Here is a 14,954-nt window from a genome sequence, read left to right on the forward strand (position 1 = left end):
GAAAGAAGGATTTAATGTGGAGTATTTGAAACAAGGAACTCCTGGTTTTCGGAAAGCAATTCTGGCGTTATTCGCCGGTGGATTTGCGACATTTGCAATTTTATACAGCACACAACCATTAATGCCGATATTTTCAGAACAATTTCATATTTCCCCGGCAGTTGCCAGTTTATCTTGTCGGCTCCTTCAGTTCTGCGTGGATGGGAAAATTAGCCGATCGGCACGGGCGTCATCAAGTTCTATGGCTAGCCATTGGCATCATGTTCGCAGGCGCATGTCTTTCTTTGCATCCTTACCTGTATGTCAAAATTCTTGTTATTTGTTTTTCTACTATTTGGGTTCCAGTGTAATCGGTACAGTGGGCGGATTGTTTTGGAGTCATTTTGGCTGGAACGGGATTGTTGGGATGATCGGCTGTTTTCTGATTCTCGCTTTCGGTTCATCCGTTTATTTATTTGCCGTATCCCGATCTGTGAAAAGTGCTCAAGCCTTTTAAACATCCGCGAAAACTTGTTTGTCTGATTATACTGATCATTTAATTTGACAAAAATCGACAAAATCTTCTGTTTTGCTAACAAATGCACAAAAAAATTTCCATAAACAACATTAGCTTTTTATGATATAGTGAGAATGAATTGAATTTCAATAGTCCATTTGTACTATTTCATATAATATATCACCCTAATCCAAAGGGAGCGGGATGAATGCTTAAAGAAAATTTAAGAACGCTGCAAACAGCAATAAAAGAATTGGCAGATATAAATACTGCACTTGATGAATCCCTAATTGTTGCAATTACTGACCAAAAGGGTACGATCACTTTTGCAAACGAGAAATTTTGCAAAATATCCAAGTACTCGAAACATGAGCTTTTGGGTCAAAATCACCGAATTATCAATTCCGGATTGCATTCGAAAGATTTTTTCCGCAATATGTGGAGGACGATTGCCAACGGAAAGATTTGGCGCGGAGAAATTCGCAACAAGGCAAAAGACGGAACCTTTTATTGGATGGATACGACCATTGTCCCATGTTTAAATGCAGAGGGAAAACCATATCAATATGTCTCCTTCCGTATCGATATAACGGAACGAAAAATGACCGAAGAATATTTGCGCAGATCGGATAAAATCGCCGCCGTCGGACAGATGGCATCCGGCATTGCTCACGAGATCCGCAACCCGCTTGCCGCCATTAAATGGACGATCAAGCTGATGCAAGCAGAGACAGGACAACAATGCCAATCCTTTGACATGATTTTATCGGAAATAAACCGGATTGACTCGATTGTCACAGAGTTGCTTTCCGTTGCGAAGCCGCAAAAAACCGTCATGTTTTCAATCATGAACATTCAGGCGATTCTTGAAACAACCGTATTGCTGATGAATATCCAAGCGGTAAAACATCGCGTCCATATCAATCTTTCCATTTCAGAGGACTTGCCGAATTTATATTGTGATGAAAATCAGCTCAAGCAAGTATTTATCAATTTAATAAAAAACGCCTTTGAAGCCATGCCAAACGGCGGTGAATTGACGATTACAGCAGAGGCGGCCGGATCCGATTACATCCGTGTTCGCTTGATCGATCAAGGTTGCGGTATTCCCGCCGAGCAGATTGCAAAATTGGGCGAACCCTTTTACACGACAAAAGAAAAGGGTACAGGATTAGGGTTGATGATTTGCCAAAAAATTATCCAGGATCACCAAGGTACGATGCAGTTTAAAAGCGAGCTTGGAAAAGGAACGACAATCGATATCGATTTGCCGGTCTATCAGGAATCCTCTTGTTTAAACACACCGACCGCTTAGAACGAAAGCCCCTCATTCACAGGGGGCTTTCGTTTATTTCTACCCGCTTTGTGTGATTCCCACATATCTTTATTCTTTCCACCAGGTATCAAATACGGTTACCGGCGGTCTGCGCTTATGTTCTGTGGCAATGTACCGTTTCTCAATCAATTCTGCAATTTGAGCATCAATTTCTTTGCCTTCCAGATAATCATCAATATTCTCATATGTAAATCCAAGTGCTTCTTCATCTGGTAAACCCGGTTTCATATCTTCCAAATCAGCTGTCGGCTTTTTTAAATAGAGATGCGGAGGGCAGCCGAGTTCCTGCAGCATATGCTTGCCTTGACGTTTATTCAGCCCATAGATCGGCGTAATATCACAAGCCCCATCCCCATGCTTCGTGAAAAATCCCGTGATTGCTTCCGCCGCATGATCTGTGCCAATGACAAGCAAATGATACTGTGCAGCTATGTCATACTGTGCCTTCATGCGTTCTCTTGCTTTCATGTTCCCTTTTAAGAAATCACTTAGCACATCTCCGGTTGCTTGTTCAAAGGAAGCGTAGGATGCATCGACAGCCGGTTTGATGTTGATCGTGACGACTTTTGCCGGGTTGATAAAACGAATCGCATCCTGTGCATCTGCTTCATCCTTTTGCAAACCATATGGCAAACGCATCGCGATGAATTGATATGCTTTTTCTTCCATTTCATTGTTGAGTTCATCAATCGCCAATTGTGCCAATTTGCCGCTTAATGTGGAATCTTGTCCGCCAGACAAACCTAATACATAGCCTTTCAAACCAGTTTTCTTTACATAACCCTTGAGCAGATCCACACGCTTTCGAATTTCTGCTTTCGGATCAATTTTCGGCTGCACTCCCAGTGTTTCAATAATTTGTTTTTGCAAATGTTCCATAAAGTCCATCTCCTTTCACACCTTCTCCATATTTTACATGAAACTGCAATAAAAAAACCACTCCAACGGAGTGGCTGCATTAATGATAGGCCAGATACGCCTTCACAATGCTGTCGTCTTGTCGCAATTTTTCCGCACTGTCCTGCATGGTAATTTGACCGGTTTCCATAACATAACCTTTGTGCGCCAATTTTAACGCTGCCTTGGCATTTTGCTCAACCAATAAAATGGGGGTGCCTTCTGCATTGATCCGTTTAATAATTTTCATGATTTCTTGCACTATAATGGGAGCCAGACCCATCGACGGCTCATCCAGCATGAGCAGCTTAGGACCGCTCATGATTGCCCGGCCGATGGCAACCATCTGTTGCTCGCCGCCGGAGAGTGTGCCTGCTTTCTGGCGTTCGCGTTCTTTTAAACGAGGAAACAGGTCAAATACGTGCTCCAATGTACGTTTGACGAACACATGGTCTTTCCGCTTAGTAAAACTCCCCAATTCGAGATTTTCCCGGACTGTCAGTCCGCCGAAAATATGTCTGCCTTCCGGTACATGAACGATTCCACGCTCGACGATTTCATGTGGAGCCAATTTCCCGATATCCTCTCCCATAAAGCGAATGCTTCCATTCCTCGGACGGACAAGCCCGGAAATGGATTTTAACGTCGTGCTTTTGCCTGCACCATTGCTTCCCAAAAGTGCGACGATTTCTGCCTGTCCCACTTCCAGACTGATTGTTTTTAATGCCTGAATCTTGCCGTAATATGCGTCAACTTGGGAGAGCTCCAACACATGACTCATATCGCTTCATCCTCGCTTCCCAGGTAAGCTTCGATCACTTTTGGGTTGTTCATGACTTCAGACGGTGTTCCTGCGGCGATTTTTTGACCATAATTCAATACGACGATATGATCGGATACCTGGTTTACCAATCCCATGTCATGTTCGATCAATAAAACGGAAATATTCAAATCCCTTTGTATCTTTCGGATCAAACGGATCAAATCCTGTTTTTCACTCATATTCAGTCCGGCTGCCGGCTCGTCGAGCAGCAATAATTTCGGACGGGCCGCCAGAGCTCTGGCAATCTCCACATAGCGTTGAATCCCATAGGGAAGGTTTTTTGCGGTACGCCCTGCATAGGAGGAGATTCCCACAAACTCCATGCATTCATAAGCGACATCCACAATGGTCTGCTCTTCCCGTTTTTGTGCCGGCGTATGGAATAACGCACCGATGATTCCCTGCTTTGTTTTGCTGTGCATACCGCTCATGACATTTTCCAAAACGTTCAAGGAAGGAAATAAACGCAAGTTTTGAAACGTGCGGGCCATGCCCATCTGTGTAATCATACTTGGTTTTTTTCCAAGGATACTTGTACCGTCAAATACGATATCGCCTTTTGTCGGTTTATAAAAGCCGGTAATCATGTTAAACACGGATGTTTTTCCAGCGCCATTCGGACCAATGACACTCATGATCGTTTCTCTGGGAATTTCAAAACTCAAATCGTTGACGGCGGTAAGTCCCCCAAATTGCAATGTTAATTGTTTGATCTTAACGAGTGACATTGCCGCACCTCCTAACTTTCATCCGCTTGTACTTCCCGACGGCTTCCCCATACACCTTGCGGTCGGAAAATCATCATCAGCACAAGTGCAATTCCAAACAGCAAATACCGCCAATTGGCAAAATCCCTTAATACTTCCGGCAATAAAATCACAATGGCAGCACCGATGACGACGCCGGGAATTCTGCCAATGCCGCCAAGTACAATCGCCAATAAAATCATGACCGATTGCATAAAATTAAAGCTCTCCGGTGCGATGGCAGACATTTTCACTGCAAATAACGCGCCGGCGAATCCTCCGAACATCGCTCCTAACGCATATGCAGTCAATTTCATCCGCACCCGATCGATACCCATCGCTTCCGCCGCATCTTCATCTTCACGAATATACTTCCAGGCCCTTCCGAGCCGGGAATTCCCCAAGCGATTGACGGCAAGTACGGTAATAATGGAAAGAATCAGCATGGCATAGTAAAAATCAGATAAATCAGTCATGATAAATGTCCCGATATGCGGTCTCGGGATTCCATAAATCCCCGAAGCTGAACCGGTAATACTCAGGTTGGTCGCCGTAATGCGAATAATCTCGCCAAATCCGAGTGTTACGATCGCCAAATAGTCGCTGCGCAAACGCAATGTCGGAGCACCGATCACAATGCCCATCAGTCCTGCAAAAATGCCTGCCAGTATCAGTGTAATCCAAAAGGAAACGTGATAGTGTGTCGTAAGAATTCCCGTTGTATATGCACCGATCGCAAAAAACGCGGAATAACCAAGGTCAAGCAATCCGGCCATGCCCACTACGATATTTAAGCCTAATGCCAAGACGACATAAAACAACGCCATAGTCGCAACATCCAGCCAATAGTTGTTCACGATTTGCGGGAACAATGCCAAGACGATTAATAAAACAAGCAGACCGATCACGGATGATTTCGAAAGCTTTTTATGGATCAACGGAGATTTTTTCGATTGCGATGTATTTGCTATGTTGCTCATGTCCTACATCCTCTCCGTAGTTTTTTCGCCTAATAAACCTGTTGGTTTCAAAACCAATATCAAAATCAATATGGCAAACGTGAACACATCTCTCCATTCGCTACCGAGATAAATGGTCCCGAGCGATTCCAGAATGCCAAGCGCCAAACCTCCAACCATCGCTCCGGGGATACTGCCAATACCGCCAATCACTGCGGCAGTAAATGCTTTTAACCCGACGATAAATCCCATCATGAAATTGATTTGTCCATAATAGAGTCCTGACATCATGCCTGCAGCAGCAGCCAAAGCAGAACCAATAAAAAAGGTCATGCTGATAATGCGGTTAACCGGAATGCCCATCAGGGAAGTTGCCGTCTGGTCAATGGCGATCGCCCGCATTGCTTTCCCGTACAACGTCTTGTGCACAAACGTTTGTAAGCCGATCATTAAAACAAGAGATATGAGAATAATACCAATTTGTGCAAACGTAATCGTCGCATTGCCGATATGAAACCCGGTTGTCGGCAGTTGATACGGGTAGACTTTAAAACTTGGACCATACGACAGCATCGTGCCGTTTTCCAGAACAAGAGATACGCCGACAGCCGTGATCAGAATGGTAAGACGAGATGCTTTCAGCAACGGTCGGTATGCAATCCGCTCTACACCCATCCCCAGCAATCCGACCACAAGCATCGAAGCCAGAAACGCCACTGCTACGCCAAGAATTCCCGGTTGCCCGGAAAACAGAGACAAAACAGTAAATCCTACGAACGAACCTACCATATATAAATCGCCATGTGCAAAGTTCAATAATTGAATAATCCCGTACACCATCGAATAACCAAGTGCAATCAAACTGTAAAAGGCACCAACGACAAGCGCGTTCGTCAATTGCTGGATAAACATATCCATGAAACTTCTCCTCTTCTTTCACAAATTGAAAGTGCGCGGAATCCCGGGGAACTCCCGGGATTCCATGAACGTAAAAGCATTTCAGGCTTATTGTTGCGGCAATGTAAACTTCCCGTTTTTCACGAGAAGAACGATAAAGTTGGATTTCTTTAATGTACCGTCCTTTTTAAAGGACACATCTCCGGCGAACGTCTTGAAATTATTCGTGTCTTGCAGCGCTTTGATAATTGCATTTTTATCGGTCGATCCGGCACGCTTGATCGCATCCGCCAATAAGCGCATGCCATCATACGAAAGTGCGGAATAAGGGCCCGGATCTTGATGGAATTTCGCTTTGTAGTCATTGATAAACTTCTTGGCATCCGGCAAGAATTCGGCTGTCGGAGGTGTCGTCACAAATGTGCCTTCCGCCGCTTGTTTTCCTGCAATATCGATCAAAGTCGGGTCGTTGGCGCCGTCGCCGACTCCAATTGCACCCGGAACGCCCAATTGCTTGAATTGCTTAATCAACAATCCGCCTTGCGCATAGTAGGCAGTCCAATAGGTAGCATCCGGCTTTAGGCCTTTTAACTTGGTCAAAAGTGTTGTGAAGTCCTTCTCATCCGGGTTCACCGCTTCAAAGTCGACTACTTTTGCACCTTTGCTTTCTACCGCTTTCTTCGTTTGGTCTGCCAAATCTTTTGCATACGCAGAATTGTCGTCAATAATTGCAATGCGTTTTCCGTGCAATTTATCTACCATATAATCCGCTGCGACTTCTCCTTGATGAACAGTAGTCCCGTTAATCAGGAAAATGTCATTATAGCCTTGTGCGGGAATCTTTGCAGAGTTCGCTGCCGTTACCACCATTGGCAGTCCGGCATTGTGATAGACGCCGGATGCCGGCAACGTAGCGCCGGAAGCATATCCGCCGACGACGGCAACGACACCTTCGGATACGAGCTTGTTCGCTGCTGCTGTTGCCGTTTGCGGATCACTGGCATCATCAGCAAACGTCAATTTGATCTTTTTGCCGTTGATTCCGCCATTTGCATTGATTTCATCTGTAGCCAACTGAATGGCATTGTTCATATCTTGTCCCATTTTCGCAGTGGAACCGGTCGTCGGCGACTGAACACCGATCAGGATATCCCCGCTTTTATTGCCGCCACTCCCGGCAGTAGAACCGGAACTCCCAGCAGAACCATTGCTGCATGCTGTAAGCGTTAACATAGATGCGATTGATAATGCTACACCTGCTTTTTTCCAATTTTTATTCATTCATGATCCCCCTTCTTGACTTCTCTTTCATCCCTTTTGCAATCGTCATCAAACAATCCCTTACATCCTTGAAATTTCAACATGCGATTGAAAATACGATTGCTAGAGTGATTGAAAAAATTCCAAGAGATGTTTAAAATTAAACACAGAATATAAAATTGTCTAATTTGTGGACATCTTCAACGCAATTTTACACTAAAATACCTGAATTCAGCAATATATAAAATTTCTTTTACGAGCAATTCTTACATTGCAGACAGATTATTCAAATCTTGTAGTTTACACGAGCATTCGTACTCTCGTAATCGTAAAAAGTATAAAAGCGATCATGATTGACACTTACGTTTCCGGAAATAGGGGTGAACATTTTGCACCAATATGAAAAGGCTTTCCTGAATGGCATATTGGATTTTGTGAATGATGCGGTTACATGCGTGAACCGTGAAGGAGTAGTCATATTTTGGAATCGGGCGGCAGAACACATGTATGGGATTCCAAAGGAACAGATTATCGGCAAACGAATCGGGGAGTTCTTTCAAAAAGGATCCCTCATGCTCTATCAAGTAATGGAGACCGGATGCCCAGTGTTTCAAGTCTATCATACACCGCAGCCGGATACACATGTCTTGATCAATGCCACACCCATTTTTAATGATTCCTCCGAATTGATCGGAGCGATTTCCGTCGAGCAAAATATCACTTCGACAGTAAAACTGAGTGAGGATCTGTTTCAATCTCCCGGCAAGCAAAATCCAAAGATTTCGATACCATTTATTGTGCAACGAAGTGCACAGATGAAACAGACAGTGGATTATTTGACACAAACGGCAAAACTGAATGTTCCAATCCTTTTCTTAGGTGAGACTGGCGTAGGAAAACAAGCACTTGCCTATTTCCTGCATTCATTAGGTTCCGCTGGAGATCCCTTTCTGACACTCAATTGCGAAGCGCTCCCGCCAGGACTGCTGGATGCCGAGTTATTTGGATATCAGGAAGATTTTTTAAACGTCCATCGACCGGATATGCAGTCTGGTGAACGACAAGGAAAGCTTGACCACGCCCAAAATGGAATCCTTTATATCAAAAATATTCATGCCATGCCACTGCCCACTCAAGTGCGTTTGGCAAACGCCATTCGCGATCGCCGGTTTTTCCGTGTGGGCGGAATGAAACCGATATCATTCACATGCAGGATTCTTGCATCTTCTCATCCAAATCTGATGAATCATATAAAGGATGACACGTTTTCGAAAGAACTGTATTATACATTTCATCTTGTTTCCATTCCGGCTTTAAAGGACCGAATCGAAGATATCCCGGAACTCGGCATTCATTTTCTGGAGGATCTGTCTGTCAAGCTTGGCAAACCGATCCCCCGGCTTTCCACAAATGTGATTGCGGCACTTGCCACATATGAATGGCCTGGCAATCTTCACGAATTTAAAAATGTCATGGAACGATTGATGCTTCAAGCAAAAGAGACAGATATCACTCTGGAACATTTACCTGAATCGTTACGTTTGATAACTTTATCTGAATTTTTCGAAGAATCAAAACAACTAACGGATCTATCGGAAGAAATGGAACGCAAAATGATCGGGGAGGCATTAAAACGCACCAACGGAAATAAAGCAAATGCTGCCAGACTTCTGGGAATATCGCGAGGCTCTCTATATTATAAAATGAAACTATACAATATGAGTTGAAGATATCCCTACCTGATATTGTACTTTCGCCATTTGAATCGAAGTGAAAAATCAAATTTTGGAAACCAAACGTCGAACACCGGATCAGGTAGGGAAGTCCGTATTTTATAGATACTTTACAAGTTGCTCAACGTTTATCCGGATTCCATTTTATAACAACTCCGGCATGCACCAATCCGCCGCCAAAACCATAGAGCAGCAACGTATCTCCGTTTTTTATTTTCCCATCCTGAACACCTATTTGCAGTGAAAGTGGAATCGTGGCAGATGATGTATTTCCATAATACTCTAAACTATACAATGTTCGTTCAAAGGGAAACCCGCTTTTCTCACAGATCGACTCTATCATCCGCAAGTTTGCACTATGAGGGACAAACCAATCCATATCTGTCAGATTCATTTCCGCTTTCTGCACCAGGTTTTTCATCTCTTTTGGCACTGTGGTTACAGCCCACTTGTATACTTCTCTGCCATTTTGCACAATGCATCCCGTTTTGACCAAATCGATGTCTCCCATCTTTTGCGAAAGCCCTGACCGGTATAAATGCACGCCGCCTTCCCCAAAAGTTCCCACCTGTGAAGCAAGAAAGCTGGCGTTTTCCGGATCCCATTCGACCAATACCGCTCCTGCCCCGTCCCCGAACAAAATACAGGAAGTACGATCTGTATAATCCGTTGTCTTCGATAACGTTTCTGCGCCAATCACAAGGATTTTCTTATGCAATCCTGCAGTTATTAGCCCATTTGCCATGTGCAGCGCATAAGCGAAACCAGCACACGTTGCGCTAATGTCTACAGAGCCCGCATTTGCAATGCCAAATTTCGCCTGAATACGGCTGGCGACACTAGGAAAGGGATAATCCGGCGTCGTTGTAGCGACGATAATAAAATCTACATCTTCTACGGACTTCCCAGATGTTTCCATTAAATTCTCAACTGCAGCAATACTCAAATCACTTGTAAACTCGTCAGAACCTGCGATTCTCCTTTCCCGAATCCCAGTCCTCTGAACGATCCATTCATCATTTGTTTCTACCATCGTTTCCAATTCTTGATTTGTCAGCCGTTTTTTCGGAACATACGCACCTAATGCAGTAATACGAGCTTTCGATGTTTGCACCATTGTATCATCCCCCATTGATCGCCAACGAGCTTTCTTTTGCAGTAAAAAGAGAACACATATAGCCGGAACAGATCCTGTACTGTTCCGGCTATTTACGTCTAAAGCAAACTACGTAACATATGTTCTATTGATAATTCGGGTTCATTGGAATCGAGTGCGGCATACCTTGTGAAGCATTCATCGGCATGTTCATTTGATTCCCTGCATGTGGCATTGCATTCATCGGTTGATAATGATGCAGCATCGTTTTTGCAGTATGACTGTCAAGTGTAGGCACTTGGTAATATCCTTTTTGATTCATATATAAGAATGTTTCATAGGCCATATTGCAACATTCGACAGCACCGTTCATCATCATCTGGCGGACATTGGGATCCGCACATTCAAGTGCTGCCGCCATGTGGTTTTTACTTGAGTTTTTATGTGCTGATAAAATTGCACCGGCGATTTGCCGATCATTGAAATATTGCACATTGGTCTGTGGCGCAACCTGTTGCGGACTGCGCAATCCATATTGGATTTGATTCGGGGACACATTGGATGCTTGTTGGTTCATCATCGGTTTCGCTACTTGATAACTGTGCGTATACGTGAGAAGTTGATTATAACTCTGCATCACACGTTGCAAATGATTTTGAATTAAATTTCGTAAAGTTTCATCCTGGCACTGGGAAGCGTAAAAAGAAAAATGATCGATCATACAGATTTTCGCTTCCAGCATTTCATGTGTTTCCATTGATTCATGTGCGCCAAAAGGCATACGAATTTCCTCCTGTCCATACATAGGGTAAAGATAGTATGCTCGTTAAGCGTTAGAACTATGTACGTTAAGATAAGCAATGTTTTTATCGCCTTCCAGATATTGAACAACTATTGAATCAAACATTTTCACACGAAATCCATAACTTTCAAGTACAATAGGTATAAGTTGCATGGATCTTGGTATATGACGATATTGGAGGTGCGTCGATGAAACGGTTGCTAACATTTTTTCTGCTTCTTGGACTGATCGCATACATCGGATTCCCTGCAATTGAGCGCAACAGTTTGAATCATCCGGTTTCGGAGAAAAAAAATCCATTTGTGGGAATACAGCAAGCTTGGAACAATCAATTCTTGCCGGGTATTCAACAACTCGCATCACAATTGCAGATTCCCTTGCAAAACTTGCAATTCAGTCAACTTATGCAACAAATATCTCAAGACGTTCAAATGCTGCCAGGCGTTCAAAATGCGAATCAAAATGTCCCTGTTGATCAACGGTTACAAGTAAAAGCAGGTGATTCAAATGTATCGGTTCGAACGGTTGCCGATGTGCAAAAGGAAATCAACCAATATTCTATCCCTACATTAGAAAAATCGGTCACCAACCCCTTTCAGACAAATGTTGAAATTGTCTTATTTTCACAACCGGCTACGTATCGGCATGCGTTAATTTCAGCCGGTGTAGATGTAAAGAATGCACATTTGATGATGCAAGAAACGGGCGGAGTGGCATTCGGGAATACTGTTTTTATCCCTTTATATCAAACAAACAGCCAAGTAGAAATGGTTAACATTCTGACACATGAATTGACACATGTGTCCATCCAGCAACTTGGCATCGCCAATCAACTTCCTATTTGGCTCAATGAAGGATTGGCATGGCAAGAAGGATTCAATGCAGAACAACTGGCAGATCCATTCGAAGTACGCATGCAGCAAAAGGAAATTGCACAATCCATTCGCACTGCTTATCAAGAAAATCGTTTATTGCCGCTGAGTGCCGACGAACAAGATATATTACATGCAAACTATAATGTGGAATATCAGGACTATCTGGCTGTAACCTACCTGGAGCAGCGATTTGGCAGTGCAAAATTCGATCAGTTTTTAAATCGATTGCACCAATCAAAATGGGAAGCTTTACTTCACTCCGATCCAACGAATTCCTATAAACAAACCTATCAGACGTTCGAATCGGTGTTTGGAGTATCGTTTCAAATGTTCGAAAAAGATTTTTTACAAAATTTAACGAAATAAGTCGATACACTCTCATTTCGATTTTCGACAAATTTCGATAATTTTATTTTTTATTCATCAATTTTGTAACAATTTCTTGACCAAACTTTAAAAATTTTTTATAATATTCTTATATTCCAAGCGCCATTGATGGCGCTATACATACCCTATCTAAGGCGTTGGCTGTTTGTAAAAAAACAAGCAGTTGGCGTCTTTTTTGATTGCACCTTCTTTTTGGATTGTTTCTTTTTTAACGGGTCACTCGCGGATTGTTCCGGCTATCTGCAATTTTGTGACGTTTCTCCCCCTGATCGCATAAGGTATACGAGATGTTTGCCTACGAAGGGAGAAATACAGCATGTATTTATATGACTACTTATGGGGCGCTCCTGAATATACTGTTGCTCCGGATTATCCATCATCGTATCCGATTCCTTATTCCTACGGCCTTCCCGGCAATCCTTTGATTGCAAATGCGTACGGATTCTCATCGGATTCCCAGAGACAAAAAACGCCTGATCTTAAAGGCGGTGCTGAAACTGCAAGAGAGGAGCCTCATGCAAAACATGTCGATTTATCTGCAATGTTCCCAAAAGATTTATTTTTACATGGTCCTGAAAATGTAAAGCATGTATCCCTCACATTTGACGATGCTCCAGACGATACATTTACTCCGCGGGTTTTGGATGTACTAAAACAAGTGAACGTGAAAGGAACATTCTTTGTGATCGGGGAACGGGCTGCAGCACACCCGGATATTATGAAACGAATCGTGGAAGAAGGACATGTGATCGGCAATCATACTTGGAACCATCCGAATCTTACAAAAATAACGAAACAAGAACAAGCATACCAACTTGACCATACAGAAAATGTAATTGATCAAATTACAGGTGTGCGAACCGCTTTATTCCGCCCGCCTTATGGTGCGTTAAATCCGGAAGTAATCGAAGTACTGATAAAAAGAAAGTACAAAATCATATATTGGAATGTAGATTCGCTGGATTGGATGGGACTCACTGGACCTCAGGTGACCGCAAACATTCTGGCACATACGAGAGCAGGTTCTATTATTCTGCAGCATGCAGCCGGTGGCAAGGGAGAAGACTTGTCCGGGACGATTGCGGCGATTCCGTACTTTGTGCAAACACTTCGATCGGAAGGTTTTACATTTGTAACAATACCCCAATTGCTGAATATACCGGCAACCAAATAGCGTTAAACGGTCAAGTGTTGTTATACAATTATCAAAAAGGGGCAAAAAGGGAATCCTTCTGGCATTTCAAAGGAATCCCTTTTGCTATTTTTATCACGTTCTACAAAAATCGACAGCAAATTCCTATCGAATGTTTAATGTTCCACGTGAAAATTTTGAATATTTAATTCTTCTTTATTTTATTCCTCTTTTGCAACCATTTCTGCCAAACGATCAACGGCCGCTTCGGCATCACTGCCTTCCGCATGAATCACAATGTCTGTTCCGGCAGCAATGGCTAACGACATAACACCCATAATACTCTTCGCATTCACTGATTTCCCTTGTTTCTCAATAAAAATCTCACTGCTAAATTTATTCGCTTCCTGTACAAATAAAGCCGCAGGGCGTGCATGAAGACCTGAGCGCAACAACACTTTTACAGCTCTTTCAGCCATATTAATACTCATTCCTTTCCCTGTATGTTCATAAAAAATCAAAATCTATCCATAGTTATCGTTAGTATATCATACAATACGAATCACATCACTACCCCATTCGCTGACCGGAACGAATCCGTTCCGCCAATTCGTCCAATTTTCGCAACCGGTGATTTACACCTGATTTACTTACTTTATCCGATAACATGGCGCCTAATTCCTTAAGATTAATATCCGGAAAGCGCAAACGGAGTTCTGCAACTTCACGCAGCTTGGGTTGTAAATTGTCAAATCCAATCATGCGCTGGACCAAACGTATATTTTCAATTTGTCGAACAGCGGCGTTAATCGTTTTATTCAGGTTCGCCGTCTCACAATTGACCAAACGATTGACTTGATTTCGCATGCCTTTAATGATGCGCACATCTTCAAAATGCAGCAATGCTTGATGTGCACCGATAATATTTAAAAATTCGACAATTTTTTCTCCCTCTTTTAAATATACAACGTACGCTTTTTTCCGATCGATCACTTTTGCATGCAAAGAAAACTTGTTCATAAGTTCCGCAATGGCAAATGTATGTTCTCTGTCAAAAGAGCTTAATTCCAAGTGATACGAAGAACCTTCCGGGTCGTTCACAGAGCCGCTCGCCAAAAATGCCCCACGCAAATAGGAGCGTTTGCAACATGTTTTTTTTATTACTTGCGGACTAATATCCTCGTAAAAATTTGCGTTTTCATCGGCAATCGATAATGCAGATAAAACTTCCCGCACTTGATATGGCAAGCGTACCATATAAACATTATTTTTCTTTAAGCGCATTTTTTTTCGCACCAATACTTCCGCATGTACGCCAAACTGGGATTTCAGCATACTGTAAATCCGGCGGGCAATTGCCGCATTCTCCGTAGTAACATCAAGTGAGAGACGCCCATTACCGATCTGTACATGTCCGTTCATACGAACCAATGCAGCTAATTCCGCTTTTTGGCAGCATGGTTTGAGTTCAATTTGAGTCAATTCCTTTTTGGTTCGCGATGCAAACGACATCCA

General features: G+C 43.0%; 14 protein-coding genes and 1 pseudogene. 5 read left to right on the forward strand and 10 right to left on the reverse strand.

All coding sequences use genetic code 11. The features are described 5' to 3' along the window. Positions 1 to 16 precede the first annotated feature (16 nt). Positions 17 to 175, forward strand: a pseudogene (locus LSG31_RS23250) (MFS transporter); the annotation flags it as partial. 529 nt (positions 176 to 704) lie between these two features. Further along, the gene (locus LSG31_RS03425) at positions 705 to 1,811 is read left to right on the forward strand and encodes an ATP-binding protein (protein ID WP_347438009.1); all 1,107 of its coding nucleotides are present in this window, start codon (positions 705 to 707) and stop codon (positions 1,809 to 1,811) included. A gap of 69 nt (positions 1,812 to 1,880) precedes the next feature. On the opposite strand, the gene nadE is transcribed toward LSG31_RS03425, so the two are convergent. From nadE to LSG31_RS03455, 6 genes are all read right to left on the reverse strand, one after another. Next, entirely contained in the window at positions 1,881 to 2,711 is an 831-nt protein-coding gene (gene nadE / locus LSG31_RS03430; protein ID WP_347438010.1) for an NAD(+) synthase, read from the reverse strand. A 79-nt stretch (positions 2,712 to 2,790) separates the two neighbouring features. Next, the gene (locus LSG31_RS03435; protein WP_347438011.1) at positions 2,791 to 3,510 is read right to left on the reverse strand and encodes an ABC transporter ATP-binding protein; all 720 of its coding nucleotides are present in this window, start codon (positions 3,508 to 3,510) and stop codon (positions 2,791 to 2,793) included. Then, on the reverse strand, positions 3,507 to 4,280 hold the full coding sequence (locus LSG31_RS03440; RefSeq protein ID WP_347438012.1) for an ABC transporter ATP-binding protein: 774 nt from the start codon (positions 4,278 to 4,280) through the stop codon (positions 3,507 to 3,509). The genes LSG31_RS03435 and LSG31_RS03440 overlap by 4 nt, the downstream gene beginning before the upstream one ends. An 11-nt stretch (positions 4,281 to 4,291) precedes the next feature. Next, positions 4,292 to 5,278: a branched-chain amino acid ABC transporter permease gene (locus LSG31_RS03445; protein WP_347438013.1), complete on the reverse strand. Its 987-nt coding sequence runs from the start codon at positions 5,276 to 5,278 to the stop codon at positions 4,292 to 4,294. Between the two features lie 3 nt (positions 5,279 to 5,281). Beyond that, on the reverse strand, positions 5,282 to 6,175 hold the full coding sequence (locus tag LSG31_RS03450) for a branched-chain amino acid ABC transporter permease (protein ID WP_347438014.1): 894 nt from the start codon (positions 6,173 to 6,175) through the stop codon (positions 5,282 to 5,284). Positions 6,176 to 6,262: 87 nt separating this feature from the next. Beyond that, the gene (locus tag LSG31_RS03455; RefSeq protein WP_347438015.1) at positions 6,263 to 7,435 is read right to left on the reverse strand and encodes a branched-chain amino acid ABC transporter substrate-binding protein; all 1,173 of its coding nucleotides are present in this window, start codon (positions 7,433 to 7,435) and stop codon (positions 6,263 to 6,265) included. Between the two features lie 368 nt (positions 7,436 to 7,803). Between LSG31_RS03455 and LSG31_RS03460 the strand changes: the two genes are divergently transcribed. Continuing rightward, on the forward strand, positions 7,804 to 9,141 hold the full coding sequence (locus LSG31_RS03460) for a sigma 54-interacting transcriptional regulator (RefSeq protein WP_347438016.1): 1,338 nt from the start codon (positions 7,804 to 7,806) through the stop codon (positions 9,139 to 9,141). 127 nt (positions 9,142 to 9,268) lie between these two features. Here LSG31_RS03460 and LSG31_RS03465 read toward each other — a convergent pair whose 3' ends face one another. Both LSG31_RS03465 and LSG31_RS03470 read right to left on the reverse strand, forming a co-directional pair. Continuing rightward, positions 9,269 to 10,264, reverse strand: coding sequence for a ketoacyl-ACP synthase III (locus tag LSG31_RS03465; RefSeq protein ID WP_347438017.1), 996 nt, complete (start codon positions 10,262 to 10,264; stop codon positions 9,269 to 9,271). A gap of 124 nt (positions 10,265 to 10,388) precedes the next feature. Further along, positions 10,389 to 11,024, reverse strand: a complete 636-nt coding sequence (locus LSG31_RS03470) for a spore coat protein (RefSeq protein WP_347438018.1) — start codon at positions 11,022 to 11,024, stop codon at positions 10,389 to 10,391. Positions 11,025 to 11,233: 209 nt separating this feature from the next. Here LSG31_RS03470 and LSG31_RS03475 point away from each other — a divergent pair, with 209 nt between their 5' ends. Continuing rightward, positions 11,234 to 12,286 carry a peptidase MA family metallohydrolase gene (locus tag LSG31_RS03475; protein ID WP_347438019.1) on the forward strand — a complete coding sequence of 351 codons (1,053 nt, stop codon included), beginning with the start codon at positions 11,234 to 11,236 and terminating at the stop codon, positions 12,284 to 12,286. Between the two features lie 337 nt (positions 12,287 to 12,623). Further along, a complete protein-coding gene (locus LSG31_RS03480; protein WP_347438020.1) occupies positions 12,624 to 13,481 on the forward strand; it encodes a polysaccharide deacetylase family protein in 858 nt (285 codons plus the stop codon). Between the two features lie 179 nt (positions 13,482 to 13,660). Here LSG31_RS03480 and LSG31_RS03485 read toward each other — a convergent pair whose 3' ends face one another. Both LSG31_RS03485 and whiA read right to left on the reverse strand, forming a co-directional pair. Next, positions 13,661 to 13,918, reverse strand: coding sequence for an HPr family phosphocarrier protein (locus LSG31_RS03485; protein WP_347438021.1), 258 nt, complete (start codon positions 13,916 to 13,918; stop codon positions 13,661 to 13,663). Between the two features lie 91 nt (positions 13,919 to 14,009). Further along, positions 14,010 to 14,951 carry a DNA-binding protein WhiA gene (gene whiA, locus LSG31_RS03490; RefSeq protein WP_347438022.1) on the reverse strand — a complete coding sequence of 314 codons (942 nt, stop codon included), beginning with the start codon at positions 14,949 to 14,951 and terminating at the stop codon, positions 14,010 to 14,012. Positions 14,952 to 14,954 lie beyond the last annotated feature (3 nt).

The sequence above is a fragment of the Fodinisporobacter ferrooxydans genome (assembly GCF_022818495.1).
Taxonomy (GTDB): Bacteria; Bacillota; Bacilli; order Tumebacillales; family MYW30-H2; genus Fodinisporobacter; species Fodinisporobacter ferrooxydans.

Bases quoted from the DNA above. Each gene is read 5' to 3' on its own strand.
- LSG31_RS03470 (WP_347438018.1), bottom strand. From the start codon at position 11,024: ATGCCTTTTGGCGCACATGAATCAATGGAAACACATGAAATGCTGGAA.
- LSG31_RS03475 (WP_347438019.1), top strand. From the start codon at position 11,234: ATGAAACGGTTGCTAACATTTTTTCTGCTTCTTGGACTGATCGCATAC.
- LSG31_RS03450 (WP_347438014.1), bottom strand. From the start codon at position 6,175: ATGGATATGTTTATCCAGCAATTGACGAACGCGCTTGTCGTTGGTGCC.
- LSG31_RS03445 (WP_347438013.1), bottom strand. From the start codon at position 5,278: ATGAGCAACATAGCAAATACATCGCAATCGAAAAAATCTCCGTTGATC.
- whiA (WP_347438022.1), bottom strand. From the start codon at position 14,951: ATGTCGTTTGCATCGCGAACCAAAAAGGAATTGACTCAAATTGAACTC.
- LSG31_RS03440 (WP_347438012.1), bottom strand. From the start codon at position 4,280: ATGTCACTCGTTAAGATCAAACAATTAACATTGCAATTTGGGGGACTT.
- LSG31_RS03455 (WP_347438015.1), bottom strand. From the start codon at position 7,435: ATGAATAAAAATTGGAAAAAAGCAGGTGTAGCATTATCAATCGCATCT.
- LSG31_RS03480 (WP_347438020.1), top strand. From the start codon at position 12,624: ATGTATTTATATGACTACTTATGGGGCGCTCCTGAATATACTGTTGCT.
- LSG31_RS03465 (WP_347438017.1), bottom strand. From the start codon at position 10,264: ATGGTGCAAACATCGAAAGCTCGTATTACTGCATTAGGTGCGTATGTT.
- LSG31_RS03425 (WP_347438009.1), top strand. From the start codon at position 705: ATGCTTAAAGAAAATTTAAGAACGCTGCAAACAGCAATAAAAGAATTG.
- LSG31_RS03435 (WP_347438011.1), bottom strand. From the start codon at position 3,510: ATGAGTCATGTGTTGGAGCTCTCCCAAGTTGACGCATATTACGGCAAG.
- nadE (WP_347438010.1), bottom strand. From the start codon at position 2,711: ATGGAACATTTGCAAAAACAAATTATTGAAACACTGGGAGTGCAGCCG.
- LSG31_RS03485 (WP_347438021.1), bottom strand. From the start codon at position 13,918: ATGGCTGAAAGAGCTGTAAAAGTGTTGTTGCGCTCAGGTCTTCATGCA.